The following is a 26,501-nucleotide window of genomic DNA, read 5'->3' as shown; positions in this document are numbered from 1 at the left end:
TCCGTCGGCGATGCGGCGAAGCACCGCGAGCCTCGGCCGCCAAACCGATGCACTCCTTTTGGCATGAGCGAGGGTGCATCGCGGCGTGATGAGCTGAACCTTCCGAAGGTCGATGGCTTCGGGTGTGTTGAAGAGGTCGCCAGAGAGCATGCACTGGCCACGGCATCGCGAGTGGGATCGACGTCTCACCTAACGGAACCAGCTACTGGTGCCGAGGTCTACCGACAACTCGGCCTCCGGCTGAGCTACCAGCCAGACAACGCAAACGGTGCGCGTTGATGTCGATCTCGACACGCACCGTGAAGCAAATCTTTGGTGTCCGAGGGGGGACTTGAACCCCCACGCCCTATACGGGCACTAGCACCTCAAGCTAGCGCGTCTGCCATTCCGCCACCCGGACTTGCTCGTACAGCCTACCTTGCCGACCAGATGATCTTGCCACCCGATGGTCGGTACGGCGGGCCGCACGGGGAGTTACTGTACACGCCGCTCGTGGATCATGCACATCGCCTTCCGCCGCCTCTCTCCTGGCACTTCCGCCGCTGCTCAAAGGGCCTCGTTGTCCGTCATGACTCGCCGTCCGGGGCGTGTCCGGGTAGCGTCCGGCACCCCTCGGACGGCAGCATTGCCACGTGTCCCATCCCTCCCCCCTGGCCGCCGCCCAACACCGCGCCCTCGCCCTGCGTGCCACGGGCGACGTCAGGGCCGCCCGGCAGCTACTCGCGGAGGCGGTCGGATCCGCTGCCCCGTCGTACGGCGAGGATCATCCTGAGCTGCTGCACACCGCGCACCTGCTGGCGCGGCTGCACCGTGAGGCGGACGATCCGCTCGGCGCCCGTCGGGTGCTGGAGGAGGCGTTCGCGGCGGGCGAGCGGCGGTGGGAGCATTCGGACCCGGTGATGCTCGCGCTCGCCTTCGAACTGGCCGAGGTCGCGGAGGAGTTGGGCAACCGGCACGAGGCCCGCCGCAACTACACCCGCGTCGCCACCGCCGGCCCGGCCACCCTCGGGGAGCACCACCCGGCGGTACGCGCCGCCCGCGCCTACCTCGGTCCGTCCGCGTCGACGCCCACCGAGCAGCACGATCCGGACCCGGTCGCCGCGGCGGCGGACTCTGGCATCCGGTCGGCACTGGCCGGCCCGACCCTGTCCATGGCGACCCTGGCCGCGATGCGGCCCACTGCTGACGGCCCGGCGTCCACCAACTCGCGCTGGGCTCCGCCGCCGCCGGCCGCACCGCAGGCAACCCCTCCAGGGGTACGCGGCCCCGCCGCAACCCACCCACCCGGGCCCGCCGCCGCAGCGCCGGCTCCGATCCCTCGGCGTGCACCCGCCCCTCCCCCGAGCACGCCGGCGCAGCCCAGCGCGCCGTCCGCCGCGTCCGGGGTGGCGCCCCGCCAACGCGGCGACGAGCATGTGTCCGGCTCCGCCCGGTCAGTGGTCAGCCAGCCCTCCCGGCCGGCGCCGGAGAGCCAGCCGCTCCGACCGAGCGCGGAGCGCCCGCCAGCCCAGCCGGACACCCAGGGCCAGCCACCCCGGCCAAGGACCGAAGGCCAGCCACCCCAGCCAAGGGCCGACAGCCAGCCACCTCGACCAAGAGCCGACAGCCAGCCACCGCCGTCCGATCAGCGGCCACCACAGCGACCGACGGCCGGGACCACCACGCCGCCCCGTCAGCGGGCCGGCGACCACGCGTCCCACCCGCCGGTCGACGTGCCGCACCAGCCGTCGAACCCACCCGCCCCGGCACCGGCCGTCACCGCACCGGTGTCCGGGCCTCCGGCACCTCCGTGGGACAACCCCACGATCCAGGTACGACAGATCGAACCGCTCCTCGCCGAGGAGGCTGCCCGAGCCGCTGCCGGATCAGCCGAGGCGACTGGTCCGGTCAACGCCTCCGCCGTCGACGCGCAGCCGTCGGGCCGCCCATTCCCGGCCCCTGGGCAGCCGGTGCCGACGCATCCGGTGAGCGGACCCCCAACCCACCCGGTCAGCGGGCCGCCCGCCGCCGCACCACCGTTCGCGACGCCGCCCGGCCACCCGCAGCCGGTCTCCGCGCCGCCAGCGCACCCGTCCCCGACATCAGCACCACCCGTCCGCCCCCATCCCGTCTCCGCACCACCCGGGCACTCCTACCCCGTCTCCGCACCACCTGGCTTCGGACACCCCGTCTCTGCACCACCCGGACACACCCACCCCGTCTCCGCACCACCTGGCTTCGGACACCCCGTCTCCGCACCACCCGGGCACTCGTACCCGGTCTCCGCACCACCCGGCTTTGGGCACCCCGTCTCCGCGCCTCCGGTGAGTGCGCCGCCCGTACCCCCGTGGGGGTTGACCGCACCGCCGTGGAGCCGCAACGCCCCACCGCAACCCCTGCCGACTGCCGGTGCCGCGTCCGCCGAGGCCGCCGAGGAATCCCCGACGGACGAGGACGACGGTGGCGCGGACGGTGGGTTCGGGTTGGTAGGCGGTGCTGCCGTGGTGGTGCCGACGCAGCGGACCTCGGCCACGTTGTCCGACCAGACCGAGGTGATCCCGTCCGTCCAGCCGGACAGTGACCCGACCAGGGGTGGCACCGTGGCCGGCGCCGTTCCGCCGGCTTCGACAGTCGCCCAGTCGAGCGCGGTCGTGCCGTCGACCGAGCCGGCTCCGGCAACGTGGCTGGCGGCCCCTGGCACCGACCTGGCGGGGTCACCGCCGGCGGCACCTCGGGCGACGCCGCAGCACCACCCCGAGCAGTACCCGGCCCACGATGCGTATCCGACTCACAACCAGTACCCGACTCACGACCAGTACCAAGGCCGGGACCAGTACCCACCCCGGGAGCACCAGCCGATGCAGGTGCCGTACCCGGGTCAGCACTACCACCCGGTGCCGGACGGGTACCGGCCGTCGTACACCGATGAGGGTGGGTCGGCGGGGCGCAACCGGGCGACGCTGATCGGCGCGGCGGTGGCCGCCGGGGTGGCCGTCGTGGCGGTGGTCGGCCTGGGGGCGGTGGTGCTGACCCGTGACGATCCGCCGCCCCCGGGGACCTCGCCGACCGCAACGGCACAGGCACCGGTCGGGCCACCTCCCGGGGACCTGCGACTGCGGGACGACGCGACCACGATCACGCTGACCTGGACGGACCCGTCCGGCGGGGCGGTGCCGTTCATGGTTGCCGCCGGTCGGGCCGGGCAGCCGTTGGGGGTGATGGCCACCGTGGACCCGGGTAAGACGAGCTACACGGTGAACGGGTTGAACTCGCGGGTGGATCACTGCTTCACCGTGTTGGCGGTCTACTCCACCGACAGCTTCGCGACCTCCGGACAGGTCTGTACGACGCGGGAGCGCACCACATCTTCGAGCGGCGGGCCCTCGGGCCGACCGTCGCCGAGCTGAGAAGGGCCGAGCTCAACCGGCCTGAGCTGGGCGTCCATTGCGCACACGCTCGGTATCCACAGGGGTGACGGTGCGGGTTCCCCCGTCACCAGCAGCGCCATATGATGGCACCCGGCTCAGGGGAGGGGTGGTCGCGTTGCGCGCCACCTGCCACGACTCACGGGAGGCAGCCGGCTGTGGCCAGCATCGAAGACGCCGTACGGACCGACGCCCCTCGCTCCCGGTCCCGGCTGCGCGGCGGGCTGGTGACCGTTGGCACGGTGACCGCGCTGTTGGCGGCCATGGGACTGACCGTTCTCGGGCTCGGTGCCGCCGACAACGCGGTGGCGAACTACGACGCGAGTTCGTGGCTGTGGAGCGCGGCGCGTAGCGAACTGGCCCGGGTCAACGGGGTCACCGCGCGGGTGGACACCCGCACCGAGATCCCCGGTGCCGTGCGACACCCGATGCAGATCACCCAGACCGACCGGCTGCTGGTCCTGCGTGACCTGCACACCGGGCAGGTCAGCTCGCTGGACCTGGCCACCCTGCAGCTCACCGCGACCACCCGGACCACCCCCGGCCTGGGTGTGAGTGTCGCTCTGCACGAGGATTCGGCTTTCGTCGTCGACGCCGTGCAGGGCATCGTGCGGCAGCTCGACCCGCGGTCGCTGACCCCGGTCGGCGAGCCGGTGCACTATCCGCCGGGCATCACCGGCGGCACCTTCGACGGTGAGGGGCGGCTGTGGATCGCGGTGCCGAGCCAGGGCACCGTCTCGGCGATCACCGCCGCCACGCTGCCGTCCGCGCCGGCCTCGGCCGCGCCGGCCGGCGCCGGGCTGAGTCCGAAGCAGATCGAGTCGTACGAGGTCGCCGAGGCCAGCCACGAGCTTGTGGTGTCCACCCTGGACGAGGGGGTGGCGGTGCTCGACCGTACGGCCGGGAAGCTGGTGCGGGTCCAGCAGGGCAAGGTCCACCCGACGCCGTTGACGCTCTCCGGTGCGGCGGCGATGCCGACGCGCACCAGCGGGCAGCGGGTCCCGGTCACCGTGCCCGCCGAGCGGCGGGTGCTGGTGGTGGGTGACGGTGGACAGGAGCGGGCGTTCACGGTGCCGGGTGAGGGCGACCGGCTCAGCGCGGCGGTGGCCTGGGCGGACCGGTTCTACTGCGCCGACGAGGCCACCGGCGAGATCTACGCCTTCGACGCGGGTGGCCAGTTGGTCGAGACCATCGCCGGGCGGGCGAACGGGCCGCTTGAGCTTGAGGTGCGGGAAAATCACCTGTTCATCAACTCGCCCGACACGGCGACCGCCCGCGTGGTGGACGACAAGCACCAGGTGCGCGAGGTCGACAAGTACGCAAACGACGTGCTCGGCGGCGACCCGCCGCCGGTCGCCCCGCCGCCGCCCCCGCCGAAGAAGCCCCGGGTGGGCAAGCCGAGCGCGCCGCGCAGTGTCACCGCCGCCGCCGGCAACGCCCAGGCGCGGGTGAGCTGGCGGCCGGCCGCCGCGAACGGCGCCGAGATCATCAAGTACGTGGTGGAGGGTGCCGGTCAGCGTCTCGAGGTGGGCGCCAACCAGCGTGCGGTGGAGGTCAAGGGTCTGACCAACGGTGAGACGTACCGGTTCGCGGTGCACGCCGTCAACGCCAAGGGCGACGGCCCGCCGCGCAGCAGCAACCCGGTGGTCCCGACGGCTGCGGTGCCCGACCCGCCGGCGAGCGTGACCGCCCAGGAGCGGCCGGACGGCACGGTGCTGGTGAAGTGGCCGGCGGCGAACGGGCAGGGCAACACCATCGCGAAGTACGCGGTGACGGCCAGTTCGGCGGGGACGAACGCGCCGGTCGGCGAGTCGACGAAGACGGAGCTGGTGGTGCCCGCCGGTGAGTTGGAGTTCGGCACCCAGTACGCGTTCACCGTCGTGGCGGTGAACGACAAGGGCGCCGGTTCGGCGGCGTCGCCGGTCAGCAACACTGTGGTGCCGTTCGCGGCGCCCGGTGCGCCGCTCGAGCTGCGGGCCGGCACCGTCGCCAACCAGCCGGGTGCGGTGACGGTGCAGTGGGCGCCGGCCGAGGACAACGGCCGCCCGGTGACGAAGTACGTGGTGGACGTCGGTGGGCGGGTCAGCGAGGTTTCCGAAACCCGCACGACCGTCACCGGGCTGGGCAACGGGCAGAACGTGACGGTGAAGGTGAAGGCGGTGAACGAGGCGGGTCCGGGGCCGGAGGCCACCGCCACCGCGCGTACGGTCGCCGAGCCACGGGTCACGGTGACCGGCTCGTCCGCGACGGCGACCGGGGCGACTGTGACGTTCACGGTGGACGCCGGCGGCGGTCAGGCCACCTGCTCGTTGAGCACCACTGGTGAGCCGGCGAAGGCCGGGGCGTGTTCAAGCATCACGATGACGGGTCTGACGCCGGGCACGGCGTACACGTTCACTGTGACGGCCACCAACGCGGCCGGCCAGGGCACGGCCACGAAGGCGCAGGCCACTCCCGCGCTGTACGGGATCGCGACCTGCAACAACGGGACCGGCGCCGACCAGCGCACCTACTGCGACAAGGAGGTCGACGGCCGCAACGGCAACGAGGTCTTCAAGGTCACCAAGCAGGACAACGACCAGCAGGCCGGCTGGGCGAAGCCCGGCACCCGGCTGAAGGCGTACTGCAAGAAGACCGGCGAGGACGTCGACTCCTATGTCTACAACGACCACAAGCGCAGCACCTGGTGGGTGCAGGTCGAGTTCAGCGGAAAGAACTACATTCCCTGGGCCTGGCTCAACCTGGAGGGCGGCGACAACATCAACGTCCTGCCCACCTGCTGAACCACCAGGCAAGGAGCACCGCCGACCGTGAACACCCACGAGCCGCTCACCCAGCCGGAGGTGCAGGGTTTCGCCGCCCTGGCCGCCCGGCTGGCCGAGAACGTCAACGCGGTGGTGCTCGGCAAACCGCAGGTGGTGCGGCTGGCGCTCACCGCGCTCTTCGCGCAGGGTCACGTGCTGCTGGAGGACGTGCCGGGGGTCGGTAAGACGACACTGGCGCGGGCCATCGCGGCCACGGTGAAGGGTCAGTGGCGGCGCATCCAGTTCACGCCCGACCTGCTCCCGTCGGACGTGTCCGGGGTGACCATCTTCAACCAGGCCAGCCGGGACTTCGAGTTTCATCCGGGGCCGGTCTTCGCCAACATCGTCATCGCCGACGAGATCAACCGGGCGTCACCGAAGACCCAGTCGGCGCTGCTGGAGGTGATGGAGGAACGCACCGTCACAGTGGACGGGGTCCGGCATCCGGTGCCGTCGCCGTTCCTGGTGGTGGCCACCCAGAACCCGGTGGAGATGGACGGCACCTACCGGCTGCCCGAGGCGCAACTGGACCGGTTCCTGGTGAAGTTGTCAGTCGGCTACCCGGACGAGGCGGTGGAGGTGGAGGTGCTGCGGGGCGCGACGGTGCGTTCCCCGGAGGCGCTCGCCCCGGTCACCGACACCGCCACCGTCGGGGAGATGGTCCGGATGGCCCGTCGGGTGCACATCGCCGAGCCGCTCTACGCGTACGCGGTCCGGTTGGCCGCCGCGACCCGCACCCACCCGCAGGTGCGGGTCGGGGTCAGTCCTCGGGGTGTGATCGCGTTGACCCGTGCGGCGTGCGCGTACGCGCTCATCGACGGGCGGGGTTGGATCATGCCGGAGGATCTGAAGGCGCTCGTCGAGGCGGTGTTCGCCCACCGGTTGCTGCTGACACCGGATGCCCAGGTGCGTGGGATGACCGCCGCCGAGGTGCTGCGTCAGGCCGTCGCCTCGGTGCCGGTGCCGCTGCCGTCGGGGCAGCCCGCTCCGGTGCAGGGCTGACCGGCAGCTCGATGGGGATCACCGCCCGTGGGATCGGGCTGCTCGTCGCCGCCGTGGTGCTGCTGGGGTCGGGTTTCCGGTTCGCGTACCCCGAGTTGACGTTGCTCGGCGCGGCGGCCGGCGCGGCCGTCGGCTACGCCGCGCTTGTCGCGGCCTGGCGGCCCCGGCTGACGGTGACCCGCCACGCCAATCCGGATCGGGTGGCGCGGGGCGAGCCGGCGAGCATGACGTTGACAGTGCGCAACGCGGGCCGGCTGCGGTCGGCGAACCTGCTGGCCGAGGATCGGTGCGGGGATCGCGGCGTGCCGGTGCCGGTGTTGCGCCTGCGGCCCGGCCGGGACACCGAGGTCCGCTACGACGTGCCGACCCACCGGCGTGGGGTGGTGCCGGTGGGGCCGCTGCGGGTGACCCGGCGTGATCCGCTGGGGTTGGTGGCGTTGGCCCGCCCGTACGGCGCGACGGTGCCGGTCTGGGTGTACCCCAGGGTGCACCCGTTGACGGCGGTCCCGCGCGGCGCGGGGCGCAGCCTGGACGGCCGGGTGGACGGGGTGCCGCACGGCTCGATCACGTTCGACTCGCTGCGGGAGTACGTGGTGGGCGACGAGTTGCGCCGGGTGCACTGGCGGACCAGCGCCCGGGTGGGTGAGCTGATGGTGCGGGAGAACGTGGACACCAGCCTGCCGCACCTGGTCGTGCTGCTGGACAACCGCGCCGCCGCGCACCCGCAGCGGGTGGGTCGGGTGGCGGAGTCGTTCGAGTCGGCGTGCGAGGCGGCGGCGTCGATCGTCACCGCCGCACACCGCGCCGACCTGCCGGTGGTGTTGCTGTTCGCCTGTCCGGAGCCGGCCACGCCGGCCGGGGCGGCCGGGGCAGCCGGGGTGGCCGGGGTGCCGGACGTCGGTTCGGCGCTCGGCCCGTTGGACCGGCTCGCCGCCGCCGAGCTCGCGGATGCCGACGAGGCGGTTCGCGCGGCAACCACCCGGCTGCGCCAGGACCGGCTCGGTGACACGTTGATCTTCCTGACCGGGCCGGGTGGGCGCGACGATCTGGGGCATGTCGGGGCGCTCCGGGGCGCGTACCCGTCGGTGGTGGTGGGGGTGTTCGGCGCGGCCGAGCCGACGCCGCCGGGCGCGGCCGGCCTGGTGGTGGTCGACGCGGCCGACGGCGCACAGTTCGCCGCCGAGTGGGACGGGGTACGCCGGTGGTGACGGACGTCGTGCGGGTGCTGCGGGCGGCGGTGGTCCCGCTGACGCTGATCGGGTTGACCGCGCTCGCCGGGGTGGTGCTGGGCCGGGTGTACGCGGGCAACCTGCTCACCGGGCTGGTCATCGGCGCGGCGGCCGGTTCGGTGCTGGTGAGCGTGGCCGCCCGGCGACTGCCGTCCTGGCTGGTGGCGCCGGTGTCGGTGACCGCGATGGCCGGTTGGACACTGTGGTCGCTGCGGTTGGCCGCCAACCGCGCGGAGCTTCCGGGCGGTCTGCTGGAGGTCACCAGCGACGCCGCGCGCAACGGCATTCCACGGCTGCTGACCGCGATGATCCCGGTGGAGCCCACCCCGGACACGGTGCTGGTTCCGGTGGTCGCCGCCTGGCTGGCCGGGCTGGCCGGCGCGGAGGTAGCGCTGCGCACGGGCAGGGTGCTGCTGGGCTACCTGCCGGCCGCGGGGCTGTATGCCGCCGCCCTCTACGTGGTGGGTCCGAATGCCGCCCCGGCGGTCGGGGCGACAGTGGCGTTCGTCGCGGTCGCGGCGGTTGGCCTGGCGGCCCGCACCGGCGCGACGCCGGCCGCCGCCGATCCGACCACCGAGCTGGCCCCCCGGGTACGCGCGGCGGTGCGGCTGCGGCTGGCCGCCAGCGCGGCGTTCGGGGTGGCGCTTGTGGTCGGACTTGTCGCGCTACTCGGCCCGGTCGTCGCCGCCCAGGTCGACGGGCGGCCGGTGGACCCACGCCGGTACGTGGAGCCGCCGCAGGTGCAGACGCTCGACGAGAACCCGTTGATCCGGATCTCCGGCTGGGCGCTGCACCCGGAGCAGAAGCTGCTCGACGTGAGCACGGAACGCGCCGCTGTCGCCGCGCCGGGGGCCGAGCCGGCCGGTGACGCCGCTGACGTTGTGCGGATCCGGTTGGCGGTGCTCAGCGACTACGACGGGGTGACCTGGCGGGTCGGCGCGACGTACCGCAACGCGGGGCGGATCCTGCCGGCCGCCGCCCCGTCCCGCGACAGCACCGTGCAGACGGTCCGCCAACAGATCACCGTCGCGGAGCTGACCGGTCGGCTGCTGCCCGCGGTGGCGACGCCGCGGGAGGTAAGCGGCGCCCGGGTGGCGTACGACCCGGCGAGCGGGACGTTGATCCGGCCGGAGGGGTTGACGCCGGGGCTGCGGTACGCGGTGACCTCCGCCGAGGAGCGGCCGGACGAGAACCTGTTGGCAAGTGCGAACGTGCCCGCCGGCGAGGAGGTGGCCCGGGTGTTGCGGGTGGCCGACGGGGTGCCCGATCCGATGCGTCGGCTGGCCACGCAGCTCGCCGAGCAGAATGGCGCCCCCTACACCCGGGCGCTGGCGATCGAGCAGTTCCTGGCCGAGCACTACCGGGTGGTGGCGGACGCGCCGAGCGGGCACGCGTACCCGAATCTGGGTTTCTTTCTCTTCGGGCCCCGCGGTGGCGGTGGTCAGGAGGGCACGTCGGAGCAGTTCGCTGCCGCGTTCGCGGTGCTCGGCCGGTTGTCCGGGCTGCCGACCCGGGTGGTGGTGGGTTTTCGGGCTGGCGGGCAGGGGCCGGTGCTTGCCGGTGACGCGTTCGCCTGGCCGGAGGTGCTCTTCGACGGGCTGGGGTGGGTGCCGTTCAACCCGCTGCCGCGCCCGAACGAGGAGCCGAGGCCGGTGGAGGAGGATTTCCGCCCGACACCTGAGGACCCCCCGCCGTCGGAGGCGCCGGCGCCCACAGTGGAGCCGACCGGGTCACCCGAGCCGGTCGCCGCCGGGGAGGGGCCGCCCGGCCGGGGCGGCGTGTCCACTCCGCTGCTCGTCGCCGGGGGCAGCGGTGGGTTGCTGGTGCTGGTGGGGGCGCTGCTGCTGACCCTGTGGGCGATGCGCCGGGCACTCACCCGTGCCCGGCTCGTTGAGGGTGATCCCGGTCAGCGCATCGCCGGTGCGTGGCAGGAGGTCACCGACGCGCTCCGGCTGGCCGGCCGACCGGTCGGGGACGACCTGGCCGCCACCGAGGTGGCCGGGCACGCCCGGGTGGCCCTCGCCGAGGCCCGCGCGAGCGGCGGCACGAGCGGCGACGGTGACGGCCCGTCCGTCGACGAGTTGGCGGCTCTGCTCAACCAGGTGGGGTTCGCCCCCGACGCCGCGGCGGCCGACCAGGCGGCCCGCGCCGCCGAGGTGGCCACCGGTTACGTCGCCAGCCTTCGCTCCGCCCGGCCCTGGTGGCGGCGGCTGCTCTGGTCCGTCCACCCGGCTCCGCTGCGCCGGTCCCGCCGGTCCCCCCGGCCGCCGCGCTGATCAGGAGGCTTGCCTCGCCTTCCGGCTCGTCAGTGACGCAACCGTCCTGAGCACGGCGGACCGGGCGGGTCAGGTGGTCAGGCGGCGGATGAGTTTGCGCATGCCGGCCTGCCAGCCGTCCGGGTCCTCGGCGCGACGGCGGGCGTAGTCGGCGACCTCCGGGTGCGGCAGGATCAGGAAACGTTCCTCGGCCAGCCCGGCGATGGCCGCCTCGGCGACCTGGTCGGGCGTGAGCACCACCCCGGACGCGGCGACCACCCGGGCACCGAGATGACCCTCGACGAGCCCGTCGGCGAGCATCGGAGTGTCCACGCCCTGCGGGCAGAGTGCGCTGACCCGGATGCCCCGGTCCCGGTAGGTGATGGCGAGCCACTCGGCGAACCCCACCGAGGCGTGCTTCGTCGCGGTGTACGCGGCGTCGCCCACCGCGGTGAGGACGCCCGCCGCGGAGCAGGTGTGCAGCAGGTGCCCACCTCCCCGGGCCAGCATCCCGGGCAACACCGCGCGGGCCGAGTAGACGTGCGCGAGCACGTTCACCCGCCACGCCCGGTCCCAGTCGACGTCGTCGACCTCCACTCCCCCGCCGGTGGTCACTCCCGCGTTGGCACAGAACAGGTCGATCCGGCCGTAGCGTTCCTCGGTGTCGGCGACCAGGTCGCGCACCTGCTGTTCGTCGGTGACGTCGAGGGCGATCGGGTGCGCGACCGGGCCGATGCCGTCGGCCACCGCGTCCGCCCCGTCGGCGTCCAGGTCGGCGATCACCACGGCGGCTGCCCCCTCGGCGGCGAAGCGGCGGGACAGTGCCGCCCCGATGCCGCCGGCCCCGCCGGTGACCACCACGATCCGGTCGGTGAGGTTCACGCGGACGCTCCCACCGGCTCGACCCCCAGCTGGGCGATGAGGCTGAGCAGCGCGGGCGCGCCGCCGGCGGTGACCTCCGGGGTGGGCAGCAGCGCCAGGATCGGCACGTCGACGCCGGCGTCGGCGTAGCGGTGCACCTCGGCGCGGCACCGCTGTGGTGTGCCGTGCAGCACCAACGCGTCGACCACGTCGTCGGGCACCGCCGCGTTGGCGCCGCGCCGGTCACCGGCGGCCCACGCCGCCCACATCGGCGCGAGCGCCTCGTCCCGGCCGAGCCAGCGGTGAAACTCGGCGTACGCGCCGACGGTGAGGTAGCTGGTGATGAGCCGGCGGCCCAACGCTCGGGCGTACGCGACGTCCTCGGTGGGACAGACGAAGATCCGGGCGGCGACCTCGAAGCCGGCGCGCCGCTCGCCCAGCTCGGCGAGGGCCCGCGGCACGTCCTCGGCGCTGAGCCAGTTGAGGATGACACCGTCGGCCTCCGCACCGGCAAGCCGGAGCATCCCCGGACGCAGCGCGGCCAGCAGGATCGGTGGCGGCACCGCCGGCGGTTGTTCGAGCGTGAACCGGCGGATGGTGAACGTGTCGTAGGCCTCGTCGACGGTCTTGCCACTGAGCGCGGCGCGCAGGAAGCGCAGCACGTCGCGGGTGCGGCGGAACGGCTCGTCGAACGGCACGGCGTTCCAGTCCCGCACGAGCACCGGTGAGGACGCGCCGATGCCGAGGGTGAACCGGCCCGGTGCGGCCTCGGCCAGCGCCGCCGCGCTCATCGCCAGCAACCCGGGACCCCGGGTGAAGACCGGCGCGATGGCGGTGCCCAGCCGCAACCGCGGTTGCCAGGCCGCGGCGAGCGCCAGCGGGGTGAACGCGTCGGTCCCGGCGACCTCGGACGACCAGACGTCGGTGAACCCGGCCCGGTCGAGGGCCGCGTAGGCCGCGTCGTGGTGCGCCAGGGCGATCCCACCCAACGGCACCGTCATGCCCCATCGATTCGTCACCGACCGATCGTGCCCGTTGACGGGGGCCCCGGGCAAGATCTCCGGCTTGGGCAGAATCGCCGGTTCCCGGCCGCCCGTAACGGCGCGGATGCTACGACTTCGAGGTGGACCGGACCGACGGCGCAGGCCGCTGACCATGGCTTCCAGGGCAGCGGGGCACCTGGAGCCGGCCAAACGCGACCCGGTCCGGGCCACCTTCCTCGAACTCTTCTTCGACCTGGTGTACGTCTTCGCGCTCACCCGGATCTCGGCCCGCGCGTTCGAGGATCTGACCGACGGGCCGGCCCGGGAGCACGCCATGGCGGTGGTCACCGGCTGCGGCAAGACGTTGCTGCTGCTGCTCGCGCTCTGGTCGGTCTGGCAGGGCACCGCCTGGACGACAAGCCGCTACGACCCGTACAAGGTGCCCCTGCAGACCGTGGTGATCACCGCGTTGGTGGGCAGCATGCTGATGGGGGTGGCGATCCCCCGGGCGTTCAGCGAGACCGCGCTGATGTTCGCGGTGGCGTACGTGGTCGCGCAGCTGACCCGGCCGTTGATCCTGTCGATCGCGTTGGGAGCGCATCCGTACCGCCGGTTGAAGGTGCGCATGGCTGTGGTGTTCGCGTTCAGCGGGGTGTTCTGGATCGGTGGCGCACTGCTGGGAACCAACAAGCAGGTGGTGCTCTGGTCGACGGCGCTGGTCATCGAGTACCTGGCCGCCCGCTGCGGCTGGCCGGTGCCGGGGCTGGGTCGCTCGACGGTCTCCAAGTGGGAGATCGCCGGGGAGCACCTGGCCGAGCGGTACCAGCAGTTCTTCCTCGTCGCGCTGGGCGAAACGATCCTGGTGGCGGGTTTCGCGTACAGCATGGGGCCGTACGAGTCGGGGCACGTGTGGGCGTTCGCGCTGGCCCTGGCCACCTCGATCGTGTTGTGGCGGATCTACGTCCAGCGGGCCGGGCGGATCCTGGGCGAGGCGGTGACGAAGGCCCGCCATCCGGCGAACATCGGCCGGTCGGCGGCCGACACCCACCTGCTGATGGTGATCGGCCTCGCCGCCACCGCTATCGGGTACGAGCTGATCATCGAGCATCCGTTGGAGAAGATTCCCGGCGCCTGGTTGGCCATGGTGCTCGGCGGGCCGGCGCTGTTCCTGATCGGCCGGGCCCGCCTGGAGTACGAGGTGTTCGGGCGGATCTCCCCGTCCCGGTGGATCGCGCTCACCGTGCTGGTGGCGGCGTCGGTGCCGCTGCTGTACCTGCCCGGTGTGATCGCGACCGCGGTCGGGGTGGTGGTGTTGGCCGCGGTCGCGGTCGCCGACGCCCGCCGGGCGCGCGGTGCCCCACCGGAGGCCGCCGCGCCGCCGTTCTGAGCAGCCCGGCCCGGCGGTGTCCGGCCCGGTCGGGTCTACTCTCGGCGGGTGACCTTCTCGCTTGTCGCCCGCTCCGCCGACGGTCGTCGGCACGGCGTCGTCGTCGCCAGCAAGTTCCTCGCCGCCGGGGCGTTGGTGCCGGCCGCCGCCGCCGAGGTCGGCGCCCTGGCCACCCAGGCGCACGTCAACCTCGCGTACCGTCCGCAGGGCCTCACCCTGCTGCGTACCGGGGTGGCCCCGGCCGACGTGGTGGCCGGGCTGATCGCCGCGGATCCCGAGCGGGACCACCGCCAGCTCGGCGTGGTGGGCGTCAACGGTTCGGGTGCCAGCTGGACCGGGCCGGCCTGCCACCCGTGGGCGGGCGGGCGTGCCGGCGACGGCTGGGCCGCGCAGGGCAACGTGCTCACCGGCCCGGAGGTCGTCGACGCACTTGGCGAGGCCTGGTTGGCCGGGGCCGCGCTGCCGTTCGCCGAACGGCTGGTCGCCGCGTTGCGGGCCGGCGACGAGGCCGGCGGTGACCGGCGGGGCCGGCAGAGCGCCGGGCTGCTTGTGGTCGAGCGCGGCGGTGGGTACGGCGGCACCAGCGACGTGCTCGTCGACCTCCGGGTGGACGACCACCCGGACCCGGTCGCCGAGCTGGGTCGTCTGCTCGCGGTGCACACCATGCTGTTCAGCCGGCCCGACCCGGCCACCCTGCTCGACCTGAGCGGCGCGGTCGCCGACGAGGTGGCGGCGTTGCTCACCGCGCTGGGCCATCCGGTGACCGACGGCGGCACCGAAGCGGCGTTGGTCTCCTGGGCGGGGTTGGAGAACCTGGAGGAGCGGCTGGTGCCGGGCCGGATCGACCCGGTGGTGCTGACCCACCTGCGCGGCGTCGCCCCGCACGTCCCCGCGCCCCGCGCCGCGAGCTGACCTCCACCGACCAGCGGCGCGCGGTCAGCTGCCGAAGGCGAGCCAGCGGAAGCCGGCGGCGTCGATCGCGGACCGTTCCGCGGCGGTGAGCGCCGCCCGTCCGGTGGTCTTGCGGATCACTGTCAGCCGGTCCCAGCGCAACCCGACCGGCGTCGGTCGTCCCCCGCTGAGCAGGTCGGCGATCACCTCGGCCGCCGGCGGGGTGAGCCAGGGCGGCCGGCCCAGCGCGGCGGCCAGGTCCAGGCCGTGCACGCCCACCTCGACGACCCGGGTCCGCAGGAACTCGGTGACGGTCATCGCGTCGCCGTGTCGGGTCCGGACGACGCGATCGGGTGGCGCGGCGTCGACCGCGGCGTCGGTGGCCCGCCAGGCGCGGTCCAACTCGGTCGCCAGAGCCGCCCGGTCCACCTGCGACGCGTCGCGGCGGCCTCCGGCGATCCGGTCGGCGTCGACAGGCGGGGTGAACTTCGCCCGGCCGAAGTAACCGGCGGCGTCGACCTCGGCGCGGGGTGGGGCCGGCGCGGCGAGCATGTCGGCAAGCCGGCCGACTCCGGTCCGCACGTGCGCGATCAACTCTTCGACCGTCCACGGTGGGCAACCGGTGGGCCGGTCCAGGTCGGCGTCGACGAGGTCGGCGAGGATCTCGGTGAGCTGCGCGCACTCCGCGGCGAACGCCGCGCGGACCGCGTCCATCGGCCGGGTCAGCCCTTGACCCTGGGCACCAGCCGGTGCACGACGGTGAGCACCAACGCCATCACCACCGCCATCGTGCCGGCGATCCCGGCGGCGCTGCCCGCGTACCCGACGAACAGGGGCTGACGGCTCAGCTCGTCCGGGCCGGTGTCGCGCAGGTCGACAAGCCAGGTGAGGGAGAACCCGCAGACCACCAGTGCGAGCACCCCGCCGACTCCGAGCACCAACGCGGCGGTCCGGTGCGCGTCGCCGCGGGCGACCTCGGCCTGCTCCCGCTGGGTGATCAACAGGACCAGCCCGGCCACCGCGGCCCAGACACCCACCACCAGGTACGCGGCGATCGCGTCGCTGGGCCGGTGCCAGCCCGCGGAGAGCGTGGCGACTCCGGCGATGGCGGCGTAGGCCGCGGCGAGGTAGGCGCCGACGGCCCGCACCTTGGCCGGCAACACGAGCACCAGTGCGACAGCCACCGCGGCGGCCACAGTGGTGTGCCCGCTGGGCAGGCTGTTGCCCACCGCCGCGCGCTCGGGATCGACACCGTAGTCGGGCCGGATCAGCGCGTACTTCAGGAGTTGGGTCGACACGTTCGCCCCGGCGATCAGGAGGGTCGCGGTGATCGCCAGGGCGATCCGGCCCCGGATCAGCGCGATGAACCCGATCATCGCGGTGGCGACCAACAGCGAGACCACCGACATCGCGTTGAGGATCCGGTCGACGGGACCCTCGATGGTGTCCTGCCCGATCCGGTTGCCGGTGAGGGCGACGGTGTCCACCCACTGGCCGATCTCGGTGTGCACGGCCACCCGCCACACGGCGAGGAAGGCAGCCGCCTGGACAAGGGCCAGTACGACCAACCAGACCGCGGTCCAACCCCGTGCCGTCGCGCGCATCCGCACACCGTAGCGGCCGGTGCCGGCCGGCCGAGCGGTGGCCCGCCGCCCGCCGGGGGTTACGTTGTGCCGGAGGTGAGGAGGCGGCGGTGGGCGGAGCATCGGCGTACGACAGGGACCCGGCCGCACCCGCGCCGGACCAGCGCGGGGACCCGAACGGGCGGGCCCGAACCGAGTCGCTGGCAGACCTGTTGGGCGGGCGGGGCGGTGCCGTCGACGCCACCCTGCCACCGCTCGCGTTCGCGGCGGGTTGGTTGCTCGGCGGCGAGTCGCTGTGGGGTGGGATCGGCGCGGCGCTGGCCGTGGGCGCGCTGGTGGCCGGCGTACGGCTGCGTCGGGGTGACCGGCCGCGTTCGGTGCTTGTCGGTCTGCTGGCCGTCTGCGTCGCGGCGCTGATCGCGGTGCGCACCGGCCGGGCCGAGGACTTCTTCCTCATTCAGGTGCTGTCCAACGCCGCGAGTGCGCTCGCCTGGGCGGTCAGCATCGTGGTGCGCTGGCCACTGCTCGGCGTGTTGGTCGGCGGGGTGTTGGGCCAGCGCACCCGGTGGCGGCGCGATCGGGCGCTGCTGCGCGGCTACGGCCGGGCCAGTTGGGTGTGGACCGCTACCTACCTGCTGCGGCTTGCGGTGTTCGTGCCGCTCTACCTGGGTGGGCAGGTGCTCGCGCTTGTGGTGGCCCGGGTGGCGCTGACCTGGCCGCTCGTCGCCGCGGCGCTGGCGCTGAGTTGGGTGGTGTTGCGGCGGTCGTTGCCGGCCGGGCACCCGGGTCTGCGTCATCCGCTGGGCGGAGAGCCGTCGCGACCGCCGGGATGAATCGGGGCGGTGGCGGCCAAGAAAGTGGAGAGGCCGCCACGGGGGGAGCGGCCTCTCCGGTGACGTACGTTACTCCGTTGCGGACCTCTGCGTGATCCCGTGACGGCCCGAATTTCTGGGCTTTTTCGCGGTGGGCTCCAGTCCGGGCGGTGGGGTGGGCCAGCCGATCCGCTGCGTCGGCCAGATGGCCAGCCCACCCCGGCCTGACCGTGGGTGTCAGGCCGTCCGCCGGCCAGGGTCCGACGTTCCGCGGACCCTGGGCCGGATCCCGGGGTGGGCGGTCCACGCCACCCACCCCGGGTCGTCGTCAGCCGTTCGGGAACAGGCTGCCGTAGTCGGCGTACGCCATCGCGACGTCCGCCTGTGCCCAGAACCGGTGGTAGTTGAACTCGGGCTCCGCACCACCGTTGAGGTACGCCTGGACCTTGGGCCAGTCCGGGTCGTTCTTGTAGAAGGAACGGATGTCGAGGAAGCTCTTGCCGGCGGCGATGGCGTCGCCGTTCGGCATCTTCCCGGTCCAGCCCGACGGCACGTAGAGGCCCTGGCCGGTGGACGCGTTGTAGACGTCGTCGAAGCGCCGGTAGTCGCCACGCTTCTCGGTGGTGGAGACACCCTTGGCGTCGCTGGCGGCCGACAGCGCGTCGAGCAGACCCTTGGCGGTGGTCTTGGCCGCCGCGTTGCCCGACTTGGCCGCGTAGGCGATAAGGGTCCGGGCGTAGGCGGCGGCGACGCCGACGTCCTGGCCCTTGCTGATCACCTCGACGTGCAGGTTGGTGTTGGGTTGCGGGCTGGACGGGTTCCAGGTGGTCGGCTGACCGGTCCACGCCATGTCCGACGGGATCGACCAGTTGGTGCCGACAGTGGTGTTGGCGATGGCCCACGGCACCCACTTGTCCAGCAGCGCCTTGGCCTTCGCGTTACCGGTCTGCAGGTACAGCTCGGCGATCCGCTGCATCGACCAGGCCTGCATGCCGAACCACTGGTTCGACGGCGGGTCGTTGTAGACCGGGTCGACGTCGTAGAACATGCCGTAGAAGGTGCTGGTGCCCGACGGCGGCTGGGCGTAACTGCCGTCCCAGCTGTTGGTGGCGCCACCGGCGATGCCACCCTCGGACGACTGGAGCCAGGTGTAGAACTCCAGCTGCCGTTCGAAGCTCTTGGTCCAGTCGGAGACCGCTGTCGCCGACTGCGGCTTGAGCTCCGGGGTGTTGGTGAGCGCCCAGGCCGCGAACGGGTTCTGGTAGCCGAAGTGGTTGTGGCTGGAGCCGATCCGCCAGGACCAGTTCTGGCTGGTGTCGTACGCGCCACCCCAGGCGTAGTACCAGGACAGCAGGTAGTGCGCGGAGTCCCGGCCGCTGCCGGCGGGGCAGGTGCTGGCCCCGACGCAGTTGCCGATCTTCTTGAAGTACTTGTCGAACATCGCGTACCGCAGGTAGTCGCCCATCTTGGCGGCCTTGGTGATGGTGGCCGCGACGTCGGCCTGCTTGTTCTGCGCCTTGGCCCAGGTCAGCGCCCAGTACGCGGCCTGCACGGCGCGGGCGTCGGCGTCCGGGGCGTTCGTGTACTTCCACTGCTTGGCGGGGGCGCCGGTGTCCTTGACGAACAGGTCGAGGTAGCCGTACTGACCGCCGTGCTTGAAGGTGTCGCAGGAGGGCTGCGGGATGGTCTCCCACACCGACTCCTGGGTGCCCCGCTGGAAGGTGTTGATGTACGCCGGCTTGGTGGTGCCGTCACCGCAGTGACCGAAGCCGTAGGTGTTGTCGACGTCCATCAGCCAGTGCATGCCGTAGATGTCGCCGGTGCCGTAGGTGGACTGCAGCTCCGAGCGGAGCGGGTCCTGCCCGACCGAGATGTTCGGGTTCAACGCCGAGGGGTACTGGCTGGGCAGGTTGTACTCCGCGGCGTACTGCGGGGTGCCGGCGGAGGCCGCGGTGGGCTGGTCGGCGTGCGACGGGATGATGTACTTCTCCATCACCGTCCAGGCGTTGTTGAACGGCGCCCAGTTCTGGGTGACCCGCCCGTAGTTGGCCTCCAGCCAGAGCCAGAAGCTGAACGCCTCCGAGGTGGTCTCGTGCCCGTGGTCGGGCGCCTCGACGATGAGCGTCTCCACCGAGTGGTACGGCACGCCCTCGGGGCTGAAGTAGCCCGAGTTCTTGATCTTGCCGTACTGCTCCAGGAACTTCGCGATGTAGGTGTTGTCGCCGCCGGGGGTGTCGTTGTCGATCTCGGTGGCGGTGACCGCCAGCGAGGCGAGGCCGGTGGCGGCGGCGGTGATGGTGGCGGCGCCACCGACGGTGTCGGTGTCCTCAGCCGCGGCGACAGTGACGGTGACCCCGGTGCTCCAGTTGCTCGGGGTCAGCGTGGTGCTGGTCGGCGAGACCGTGATGTCCGGGTCGCCGCTGGGGGTGAGGGTGACCGGCACGCTTGCCGTCGGCGCGGCGCTGAGCTTGAGGTTGAACGTGGAGCTGCCACCCTCGCTGACGCTCACCGCGGACGGCGTGGCGACAAGTGTCGGGCCGCTGGCGGCGCCGACGGTGAACGCCTTCTCGGCGACCCCGATGCCGTTGGCGTTGTCGTACGCCTTGGCCTGGACGGTGTAGTTGCCGGCCGGCAGGTCCTCCTGGGTGTACGCGTACGGGGCGGAGGTGTCGGTGTTGATCAGCAGGCCGTTGCGGTAGAACTCGACCTTGCTGATCGTCCCGTCCGGGTCACTGGCGGTGGCGGTCAGCGGTACGTCTGCCGGCGCGGTGAACGGCCCACTCGGCAGGTCGAGGGAGACCGTCGGCGGCTGGTTGGCCGGGGTGCCGTTGCAGGGGGTGCCGTTGAGCGTGAACGAGGTGGGCTTCGGGTTGCTGCCCGTGTGGGAGCCGTTGAAGCCGATGGTGGTGGAGGCGCCGGTGCCGAGGTTGCCGTTGTACGACTCGTTTGTCGCGGTGACCTCACTGCCGGACTGGCTGAACCGGGCCGACCAGCCCTGGGTGACCCGCTGGCCACTGTTCGGGAAGGTCCACTTGAGTGTCCAGTTGCTCACCGCGTCGCCCAGGTTCTTGATCGTCACGTTGGCGGTGAAGCCGGTGTTCCAGTCGTTGGTCGCGTAGACCACGTCGCAGGCGGGCGCGGCCTGTGCGGCGCCGGCGGGCAGGGTCACCCCGCCAGCGGCGAGCGCGGCGGCAGCGATGATCGCCACTCGACGGCGTCTTGCCAGTTGTCTCATGTGCGCGGTGTCTCCTCGGACCAGGCCGGGACGGTCCCCGGCGAAGGCGCCTGCCCGCGAGGGTGGTGGTCCGCGGGAGATTCGAGGCGCCGGGAAGGTGGTCTCCCCCGGGCCCGGCCGGGGTAGGGCGGTGCGGCCCGCACGGGAGGGGGTCCCGCCGGCTGCGTTCGGGTGACCGTGACCGGAATCGTGCTGCCGGCTGCCCTCGGTGAACCCGCGCTCACGCGATGTGGCTCCTGTCGCGTTGAATCGACAGTCTGCCATGGAAGCGCTCCCACAACAAGCGCAGACGCCGCTCGTTCAGCTCGTTGTTTCGATCTCGTTTTGGGTCTTTCACAAAGCCGTGACGGGCGTTACAGTCGCAACATCGGTCGATGGGAGCGCTTCCATCGACAAGGTTCCAACAAGAAGATCGCTGGGGTCGTTCCTGACGGGCCCGGCGAGCCAACCCGAGGGCCGACGACGGGCCAGCCCGGACGCCGTCGTCAGCCATCGTCCCGCCTTACGGAGGGAGGTGGAACCAGAGCCACTCGCGTGGCCCGGCTCCCGCGCGACACGCACGGCAGGACCCAAATTCCGCCCGTGTGTGTGCAGTTACGGTGGGGACGGGGGTTGCCCTCCCCCGTCCCCACACTAAACCCCCGTACACGATGGGAAAAGAGGCCGACGGGACAGGCGCACCGCGCCGCCCGGCGGCCTCGTTCGCTGTCTGGGGCCCTCACCCGCCTCGACCCGCCATCGCCGGCCGCCGTGTCGGTCGAAGGACCGGGTCGGCCGCCCCTGGCCTATTCTGGGAGCGCTCCCGAATCTCGGCGGTGGCCCCGTATCCATGAGGAGAATCCATGTCGATACCTACCGGGCCTACCGGCCCACTGCGCTTCCCCGACAACTTCGGTTGGGGCGCGGCCACCTCGGCCTACCAGATCGAGGGCGCCGCGAAGGAGGACGGGCGCGGTGAGTCCGTCTGGGACACCTTCAGCCGCGTGCCGGGCAGCACCCGCAACGGCGACACCGGCGACGTGGCCGCCGACCACTACCACCGCTACGCCGAGGACCTCGACCTCATGCGCGACCTCGGGCTGCGCAGCTACCGCTTCTCCATCTCCTGGCCACGCATCCAGCCCGACGGCAGCGGCCTGCCCAACCAGCGCGGGCTCGACTTCTACCGCCGACTCATCGACGGCCTGCACGAGCGCGGCATCGCCCCGATGGCCACCCTGTTCCACTGGGACCTCCCGCAGGCGCTGCAGGACGACGGCGGCTGGGAGTCGCGCGACACCGCCCACCGCTTCGCCGACTACGCCGACGTGGTCTTCCGCGCCCTCGGCGACCGGGTGCCGGCGTGGCTCACCATCAACGAGCCGAAGACCGTGGTGCAGAACGGCTACCTCACCGGCCACCACGCCCCGGGCCGGCAGGACCCGGACGCCGCCTACCTGGTCGCCCACCACCTGCAGCTCGCGCACGGGCTCGCCGTCGCGACGCTGCGGGCCAGCGGCAGCGACAGCCGGATCGGCCCCGCGCTCAACCTGCACCCCTGCTACCCCGCCGACGACTCCGCGCAGGCCGCCGCCGCCGCCCACCTCTACGACGGCTACGAGAACCGCCTCTACCTCGACTCCCTGCTCAGGGGCAGCTACCCGGAGGACCTGCTGGCCGACCTGGGGCCGCAGAGCCGGATGGTCCAGGGCATCCGCGACGGCGACCTGAAGATCATCTCAGCGCCGGTCGACCTGCTGGCCGTGCAGTACTACACCCCGATCTACGTCACCGGCGACGGCGGCACCGTCCGCCGCTGGTCGACCTCGGTGGCCGAGTGGCAGCAGATCTACCCCGAGGGGATGTACGACCTGCTGACCCGGGTCACCCGCGACTACGGCCCGATCCCGCTCACCATCACCGAGAACGGCCTGCCCACCCCGGACACGCTGGCGGCGGACGACACAGTCCACGACGCAGGCCGGATCAGCTTCCTGCGCGACCACCTCACCGCCGTGCACCGGGCCATCGCCGCCGGGGTGCCCCTGGAGAGCTTCCACGTCTGGTCGCTGCTTGACAACTTCGAGTGGGACGCGGGATACGACCAGCGCTGGGGGCTCGTCTACGTGGACTACCCGACCCAGCGGCGGGTGCTCAAGAGCAGCGCCACCTGGTACCGCTCCGTCATCACCGACGGCGGCTTCTGAACGGGCCGCCACCCGGAATGCCGGGCCCGGACGGCTCGGCTCGGGTGAGCTGCGGACCGTCCGGGTCCCGGTCAGGCGGGTCAGCGGGGCAGCGCCTGCTGCAACTCCGCGCGCAGCGCCGGGGTGAGCATCTCCCCCGCCTGCTTGGCCAGCCGGGCCATCTCGTAGCCGACCACGCCGATGTCCGCGTCCCCCGCGGCGAGCGTGGCCAGGATCGAACCGTCGCGGATCTGCATCACCAGGAAGTAGCCGCGGCCCATCTCGACAACGGTCTGCTTGACGACATCCCCGTCGAACATCTGCGCCGCGCCAGCCGTGATGCTCATCAGCCCGGAGGTCACCGCCGCGAGCTTGTCCGCGTTGTCACGGGGCAGGTGATCGGAGATCGCCACCAGCAGCCCGTCCGAGGAGACCACCACCGCGTGTGCCACGCCCGGCACCCGGTCCGCGAACGCGCTCACCAGCCAGCTCAGGTCACGCGCCTCCTGGCTCAACGTCGTCACTGTCGTCGTCCCCTTTCGTCGTACCCCCCGGACGGTGGCACGGGTATCTCGGTGGTGTCCTCGGCCTCGGCCCGCCGCACCCCGCTGTAGAGCCGGGTGAGCATGCCGCCGACCGCTTCCGGGTCCGGGTCGACGCGGTTCGGCGGTGAGGTCGGTTGTGCCGTGCGGGTGACCGCACTCAACTGCGCCATCGGCACCCGCACCGGCAGACCCCGCTCGGTCGTGCCGCCGGTCACCGGCACGGTCGGGGGCATCGCCGGTGCGGGCGCCGCCGGCCCGGACGGACCCTGACGCGACCACCAGCCCCCACCGTTGCCGCGGGCGGCGGCCGGGGTGAGCACATCCTCGGCGCGCATCGGCGTCGGCCGGCCCTGACGCGGCACCGTCACCTCCGGCCGTCGGCCCGCCACCGGCAGGTCCCTGGCGCCGAAGCCCGGCCCCGGGGCACCTGCCTCCCGGGCGTCCCCGAGTTGTGCGGCCATTGCCCGCACGGCGCTCGTCGCCAGCATCCGGGCCGGCGCGGGTGGGTCCAGCTCCACAGCGCCCGCCGGAGCCAGCAGCATCGCCGGCAACGCGAGCCGGGCGACCAGGCCGCCGTGGCCGCCGTCGAGGCGCACGGCGACGCCCAGCCGGGCGGCCAGGTGGCTGACCACGAACAGGCCCATCCGTTCCACCGCGGCGACATCCGCGGCCGGGGGGCTGGCCAGCACCGCGTTCGCCTCGGCCAGCGCGGCCGGGCTCATGCCGAGACCACTGTCGACGATCTCGATGAGCGCGGTCGCGGCGTCGACCCGGGCGGTCACCACCACCATTGTCTCCGGGCGGGAGAAGGCAGTGGCGTTCTCCAGCAGCTCGGCCAACAGGTGTACCAGTTCGCCGACGGCGTGGCCCACCACGTACACGTCGGCCACCGACTCGATGCGAATGCGCTGGTACTGCTCGATCTCCGCGGCGGCGGCGAGCAGCATCGAACCGATGCCGACCGGCCGGTTCCACCGCCGGGTCGAATCGGTGCCGGCGAGCACCAGCAGACTCTCGTCGTTACGACGCATGCGAGCGGCCAGGTGATCCAGCTTGAACAGGTTCTCCAACTGGTCCGGGTCGCTCTCCTCACGCTCCAGGTCGTCAAGCAGCTCCAGTTGGCGCTCCACGAGCACCTGGCTGCGCCGGGCCAGGTTGACGAACATCGCGTTGACGTTGCGCCGCATGAGCGCCTGCTCGACGGCGACGGTGACCGCGCTGCGGTGCACCGCCACGAACGCCTCGGCCAGCTCACCGATCTCGTCGAGCGAGCGGACCACCGCCGGGGGGACGTCGATGCTGGGCACCCCACCGGTGACGGACTTCAGGCGGTCCAGTGCGTCCGGCAGCTCGACCTGCGCGATCCGCAGCGCCTGACTACGCAGCAAACGCATCGAACGGGCCACCGACCGCCCGACGAGCAACGAGATCAGCAGCGCGACGAGCAGCACCGCGACGACTCCGCCGACGACCAGCAGCGTGGTCCGTAGCTGACCGTTGCTGGCGTCTTCGGCCTGCCGCACGGCGTCGTCAAGCACCCCCGCCTCAAGCTGGCGCAGCAGGTCCTGGCGCTGCTGGCTGGCCGCCCACCACTGCTCCGACGGCAGCACCTCCGGCGCCGCGTCGCCACTCGGCAGGCTGCGTTCCTCAAGCCGCGTGGCGACCAGGAACGCCGGGATCACCGTCGTCTCGTCGTAGCGGCGGATCTGGTCGTTTGTCGCGGCCACCCGGAACGCACCGAGCGCGGTCAGCTGTTGGGTACGCAGATCCGCGAGGAGCACCCGGTCCTCGGTGCCGTATCCGCCGGCCCGGCCGGCGGCGTAGAGCTGGGCCCGGATCCGGGAGGACAGCTCCTTGACCCGGGCCAACTGCACGTAGCGCAGGACCGCGTCGTTCAACGCGGGCTGACCCTGACCAGGGGTGGGCTCGGCGAGCAGGTCGAGCATCGCGCCGACCGCCCGGAAGTAGTTGCTCAGGATCGTGTCGCTGCTGAGCACCGCCGGGGGGATCGCCGGCCGGATGTCGACGACCTGGTCGTACGCCTCCAACGCCTCCGAGTAGGCGAATCGCCAGGACGCGTCAGCGTCCGCGAGCGGGTCGGCGGCCCGACGCAGAGCCTCGACGGCCCGGTCGGTCGCCGCCTGCAACGGCCGCAGGTTGTTCACCGCGGTCTCCCGGTCGCCGCCCCTGCGCAGCTCACCCAGCTCCCCCGCCGAGCGGTCCCGCTCCTGCTGGAGCTGGTGCACCACAGTGGTGATCTGCCGGCCGATGCCGACCTGGCGGGAGAAGTCGTTCAACGCTGTCGTCCGCCCCACCAGAGCGCTGGTCTGCACGCCGGCGAGCACCAGGAACGCCAGCGACGGCACCATCAGCACTGTCGCGAGCTTGGTGTTGATCCGCCAGTCCCGCATCCGCAACGGTGACCGGCGTCGATGCGGCACAACTCGGACGTCGAAGCGACGTCGGCGGTGGTTCGACACCGCGCCGTTCGACGGGTCGGAACCCACCGCCACCCTGCCTCCTCGGTCGTGCCGCGTCCACCGCGGCCCGGGGAGCGCGGTCCATCCAACCAGGCTCGGGAGCGCTGTCAACGGCCCGGGCGACGCGAAGGTTCAGGAAGGATACTGCGGGTGGGAACGTCCTGCCGTGGTCGGCATGACCAGCTCATCCGTCCGGCCGATGTCGGCGAGCTCGATCGCGTGTCCGAAGCGACCCAACGCCACGAGGGCCGCACCGGTGGCCCCGATCTCCGGGTTGCGCTGGTGCGACACCGGTCGCGGTGCCAGCGCGGCGGCGAAGGCCTGCCGCCACCACACCGAGGCGGCCACCGCACCCCCGCCAAGCACCACACCGACAGGTTTGTCGATTGTGGACTCCAGCACCGTGAGGTCCTCGGCGACCAGCTCGCACAGCCCCTGCATCAGCCCGGCCAGGATGTCGACGGCGGTGGTGCTGAAGCTGAGGTTACGCAGCTGCCCGCTGCCCGCCGGGGCCAGACCGGGCGGCCGGTCGCCACCGAAGCGGGGGTCGGCCGGTCGCCCACCGCCCACCGGCACCAGCGCCAACGCCGCGTCCAGCTCAGCCCCCTGGGGCAACCGCAGCTCCCGGTTCGCCCAGGCGAACAGGTTGCCGCCGCAGGCGTACGCCGCGCCGGTGACCACGTGGTCGTGGTCGACCCGGTAGCGCCAGAGTCGCTCGGGAAGCCGGGGCATCGGTTCGCCGGCCGGGATCCGCTGCATCAACCGCACGGCCGCCGAGGTGCCCACGGTGACCGCGGCGCGGCTCGGATCGACGCAACCCGAGCCGACGTTCGACGCCCCACCGTCGCCCACCGGTGGTGACCAC

Annotated in this window: 17 protein-coding genes and 1 tRNA gene; 9 read left to right on the top strand and 9 right to left on the bottom strand. The window is 72.7% G+C overall.

The window, feature by feature from the left end; translation table 11 throughout:
* Positions 1-313: 313 nt before the first annotated feature.
* A tRNA-Leu gene (locus AB0B86_RS29925) sits at positions 314-400 on the bottom strand.
* Positions 401-632: 232 nt separating this feature from the next.
* On the opposite strand from AB0B86_RS29925, the gene AB0B86_RS29920 reads away from it, so the two are divergent.
* The 5 genes from AB0B86_RS29920 to AB0B86_RS29900 all read left to right on the top strand — a co-directional run bounded on the left by AB0B86_RS29920 (position 633) and on the right by AB0B86_RS29900 (position 10,715).
* Positions 633-3,386, top strand: coding sequence for a tetratricopeptide repeat protein (locus AB0B86_RS29920; RefSeq protein ID WP_357407212.1), 2,754 nt, complete (start codon positions 633-635; stop codon positions 3,384-3,386).
* A gap of 176 nt (positions 3,387-3,562) precedes the next feature.
* Positions 3,563-6,187: a fibronectin type III domain-containing protein gene (locus AB0B86_RS29915; protein ID WP_357420245.1), complete on the top strand. Its 2,625-nt coding sequence runs from the start codon at positions 3,563-3,565 to the stop codon at positions 6,185-6,187.
* A 27-nt stretch (positions 6,188-6,214) separates the two neighbouring features.
* Positions 6,215-7,210, top strand: a complete 996-nt coding sequence (locus AB0B86_RS29910; RefSeq protein WP_357407216.1) for a MoxR family ATPase — start codon at positions 6,215-6,217, stop codon at positions 7,208-7,210.
* A gap of 11 nt (positions 7,211-7,221) precedes the next feature.
* The gene (locus AB0B86_RS29905; protein ID WP_357420244.1) at positions 7,222-8,418 is read left to right on the top strand and encodes a DUF58 domain-containing protein; all 1,197 of its coding nucleotides are present in this window, start codon (positions 7,222-7,224) and stop codon (positions 8,416-8,418) included.
* Positions 8,419-8,426: 8 nt separating this feature from the next.
* Complete coding sequence (locus AB0B86_RS29900) at positions 8,427-10,715, top strand: transglutaminaseTgpA domain-containing protein (protein ID WP_357420275.1); 2,289 nt, start codon at positions 8,427-8,429, stop codon at positions 10,713-10,715.
* Positions 10,716-10,784: 69 nt separating this feature from the next.
* Here the strand turns inward: AB0B86_RS29900 and AB0B86_RS29895 are convergent, their stop codons facing one another.
* Positions 10,785-11,576 carry an SDR family oxidoreductase gene (locus AB0B86_RS29895; RefSeq protein WP_357407220.1) on the bottom strand — a complete coding sequence of 264 codons (792 nt, stop codon included), beginning with the start codon at positions 11,574-11,576 and terminating at the stop codon, positions 10,785-10,787.
* Positions 11,573-12,556 (bottom strand): LLM class F420-dependent oxidoreductase, encoded by a 984-nt coding sequence (locus AB0B86_RS29890; protein ID WP_357407353.1) that lies wholly within the window; start codon positions 12,554-12,556, stop codon positions 11,573-11,575. Before AB0B86_RS29890 ends, AB0B86_RS29895 begins: the two co-directional genes overlap by 4 nt.
* 154 nt (positions 12,557-12,710) lie before the next feature.
* Between AB0B86_RS29890 and AB0B86_RS29885 the strand changes: the two genes are divergently transcribed.
* Together AB0B86_RS29885 and AB0B86_RS29880 are read left to right on the top strand one after the other, a co-directional pair.
* A complete protein-coding gene (locus tag AB0B86_RS29885; RefSeq protein ID WP_357420243.1) occupies positions 12,711-13,925 on the top strand; it encodes a low temperature requirement protein A in 1,215 nt (404 codons plus the stop codon).
* Between the two features lie 48 nt (positions 13,926-13,973).
* Positions 13,974-14,837, top strand: coding sequence for a DUF1028 domain-containing protein (locus AB0B86_RS29880; protein ID WP_357407223.1), 864 nt, complete (start codon positions 13,974-13,976; stop codon positions 14,835-14,837).
* Positions 14,838-14,861: 24 nt separating this feature from the next.
* Here the strand turns inward: AB0B86_RS29880 and AB0B86_RS29875 are convergent, their stop codons facing one another.
* Together AB0B86_RS29875 and AB0B86_RS29870 are read right to left on the bottom strand one after the other, a co-directional pair.
* Complete coding sequence (locus AB0B86_RS29875) at positions 14,862-15,530, bottom strand: maleylpyruvate isomerase N-terminal domain-containing protein (RefSeq protein ID WP_357407225.1); 669 nt, start codon at positions 15,528-15,530, stop codon at positions 14,862-14,864.
* Positions 15,531-15,538: 8 nt separating this feature from the next.
* Positions 15,539-16,426: a phosphatase PAP2 family protein gene (locus AB0B86_RS29870; RefSeq protein ID WP_357407356.1), complete on the bottom strand. Its 888-nt coding sequence runs from the start codon at positions 16,424-16,426 to the stop codon at positions 15,539-15,541.
* Positions 16,427-16,599: 173 nt separating this feature from the next.
* Here AB0B86_RS29870 and AB0B86_RS29865 point away from each other — a divergent pair, with 173 nt between their 5' ends.
* Complete coding sequence (locus AB0B86_RS29865; RefSeq protein WP_357407357.1) at positions 16,600-17,232, top strand: DUF3159 domain-containing protein; 633 nt, start codon at positions 16,600-16,602, stop codon at positions 17,230-17,232.
* 307 nt (positions 17,233-17,539) lie between these two features.
* Here the strand turns inward: AB0B86_RS29865 and AB0B86_RS29860 are convergent, their stop codons facing one another.
* Positions 17,540-20,446: a glycoside hydrolase family 48 protein gene (locus tag AB0B86_RS29860; protein ID WP_357407227.1), complete on the bottom strand. Its 2,907-nt coding sequence runs from the start codon at positions 20,444-20,446 to the stop codon at positions 17,540-17,542.
* Positions 20,447-21,288: 842 nt separating this feature from the next.
* On the opposite strand from AB0B86_RS29860, the gene AB0B86_RS29855 reads away from it, so the two are divergent.
* The gene (locus tag AB0B86_RS29855) at positions 21,289-22,632 is read left to right on the top strand and encodes a GH1 family beta-glucosidase (RefSeq protein ID WP_357407229.1); all 1,344 of its coding nucleotides are present in this window, start codon (positions 21,289-21,291) and stop codon (positions 22,630-22,632) included.
* 80 nt (positions 22,633-22,712) lie between these two features.
* Here the strand turns inward: AB0B86_RS29855 and AB0B86_RS29850 are convergent, their stop codons facing one another.
* The 3 genes from AB0B86_RS29850 to AB0B86_RS29840 form a co-directional block, all read right to left on the bottom strand.
* Entirely contained in the window at positions 22,713-23,126 is a 414-nt protein-coding gene (locus tag AB0B86_RS29850; RefSeq protein ID WP_357407359.1) for a roadblock/LC7 domain-containing protein, read from the bottom strand.
* 5 nt (positions 23,127-23,131) lie between these two features.
* Positions 23,132-25,669, bottom strand: a complete 2,538-nt coding sequence (locus AB0B86_RS29845; protein ID WP_357407231.1) for a nitrate- and nitrite sensing domain-containing protein — start codon at positions 25,667-25,669, stop codon at positions 23,132-23,134.
* Positions 25,670-25,768: 99 nt separating this feature from the next.
* Positions 25,769-26,501: FGGY-family carbohydrate kinase (locus AB0B86_RS29840; protein WP_357420242.1), on the bottom strand; the 733-nt coding region annotated here is incomplete at its 5' end.

The organism is Micromonospora sp. NPDC049047 (assembly GCF_040649135.1).
Lineage (GTDB): Bacteria > Actinomycetota > Actinomycetes > Mycobacteriales > Micromonosporaceae > Micromonospora.
The sequence above is the reverse complement of the archived record's forward strand: the minus strand, read 5'-3'. Positions and strand labels throughout refer to the sequence as shown.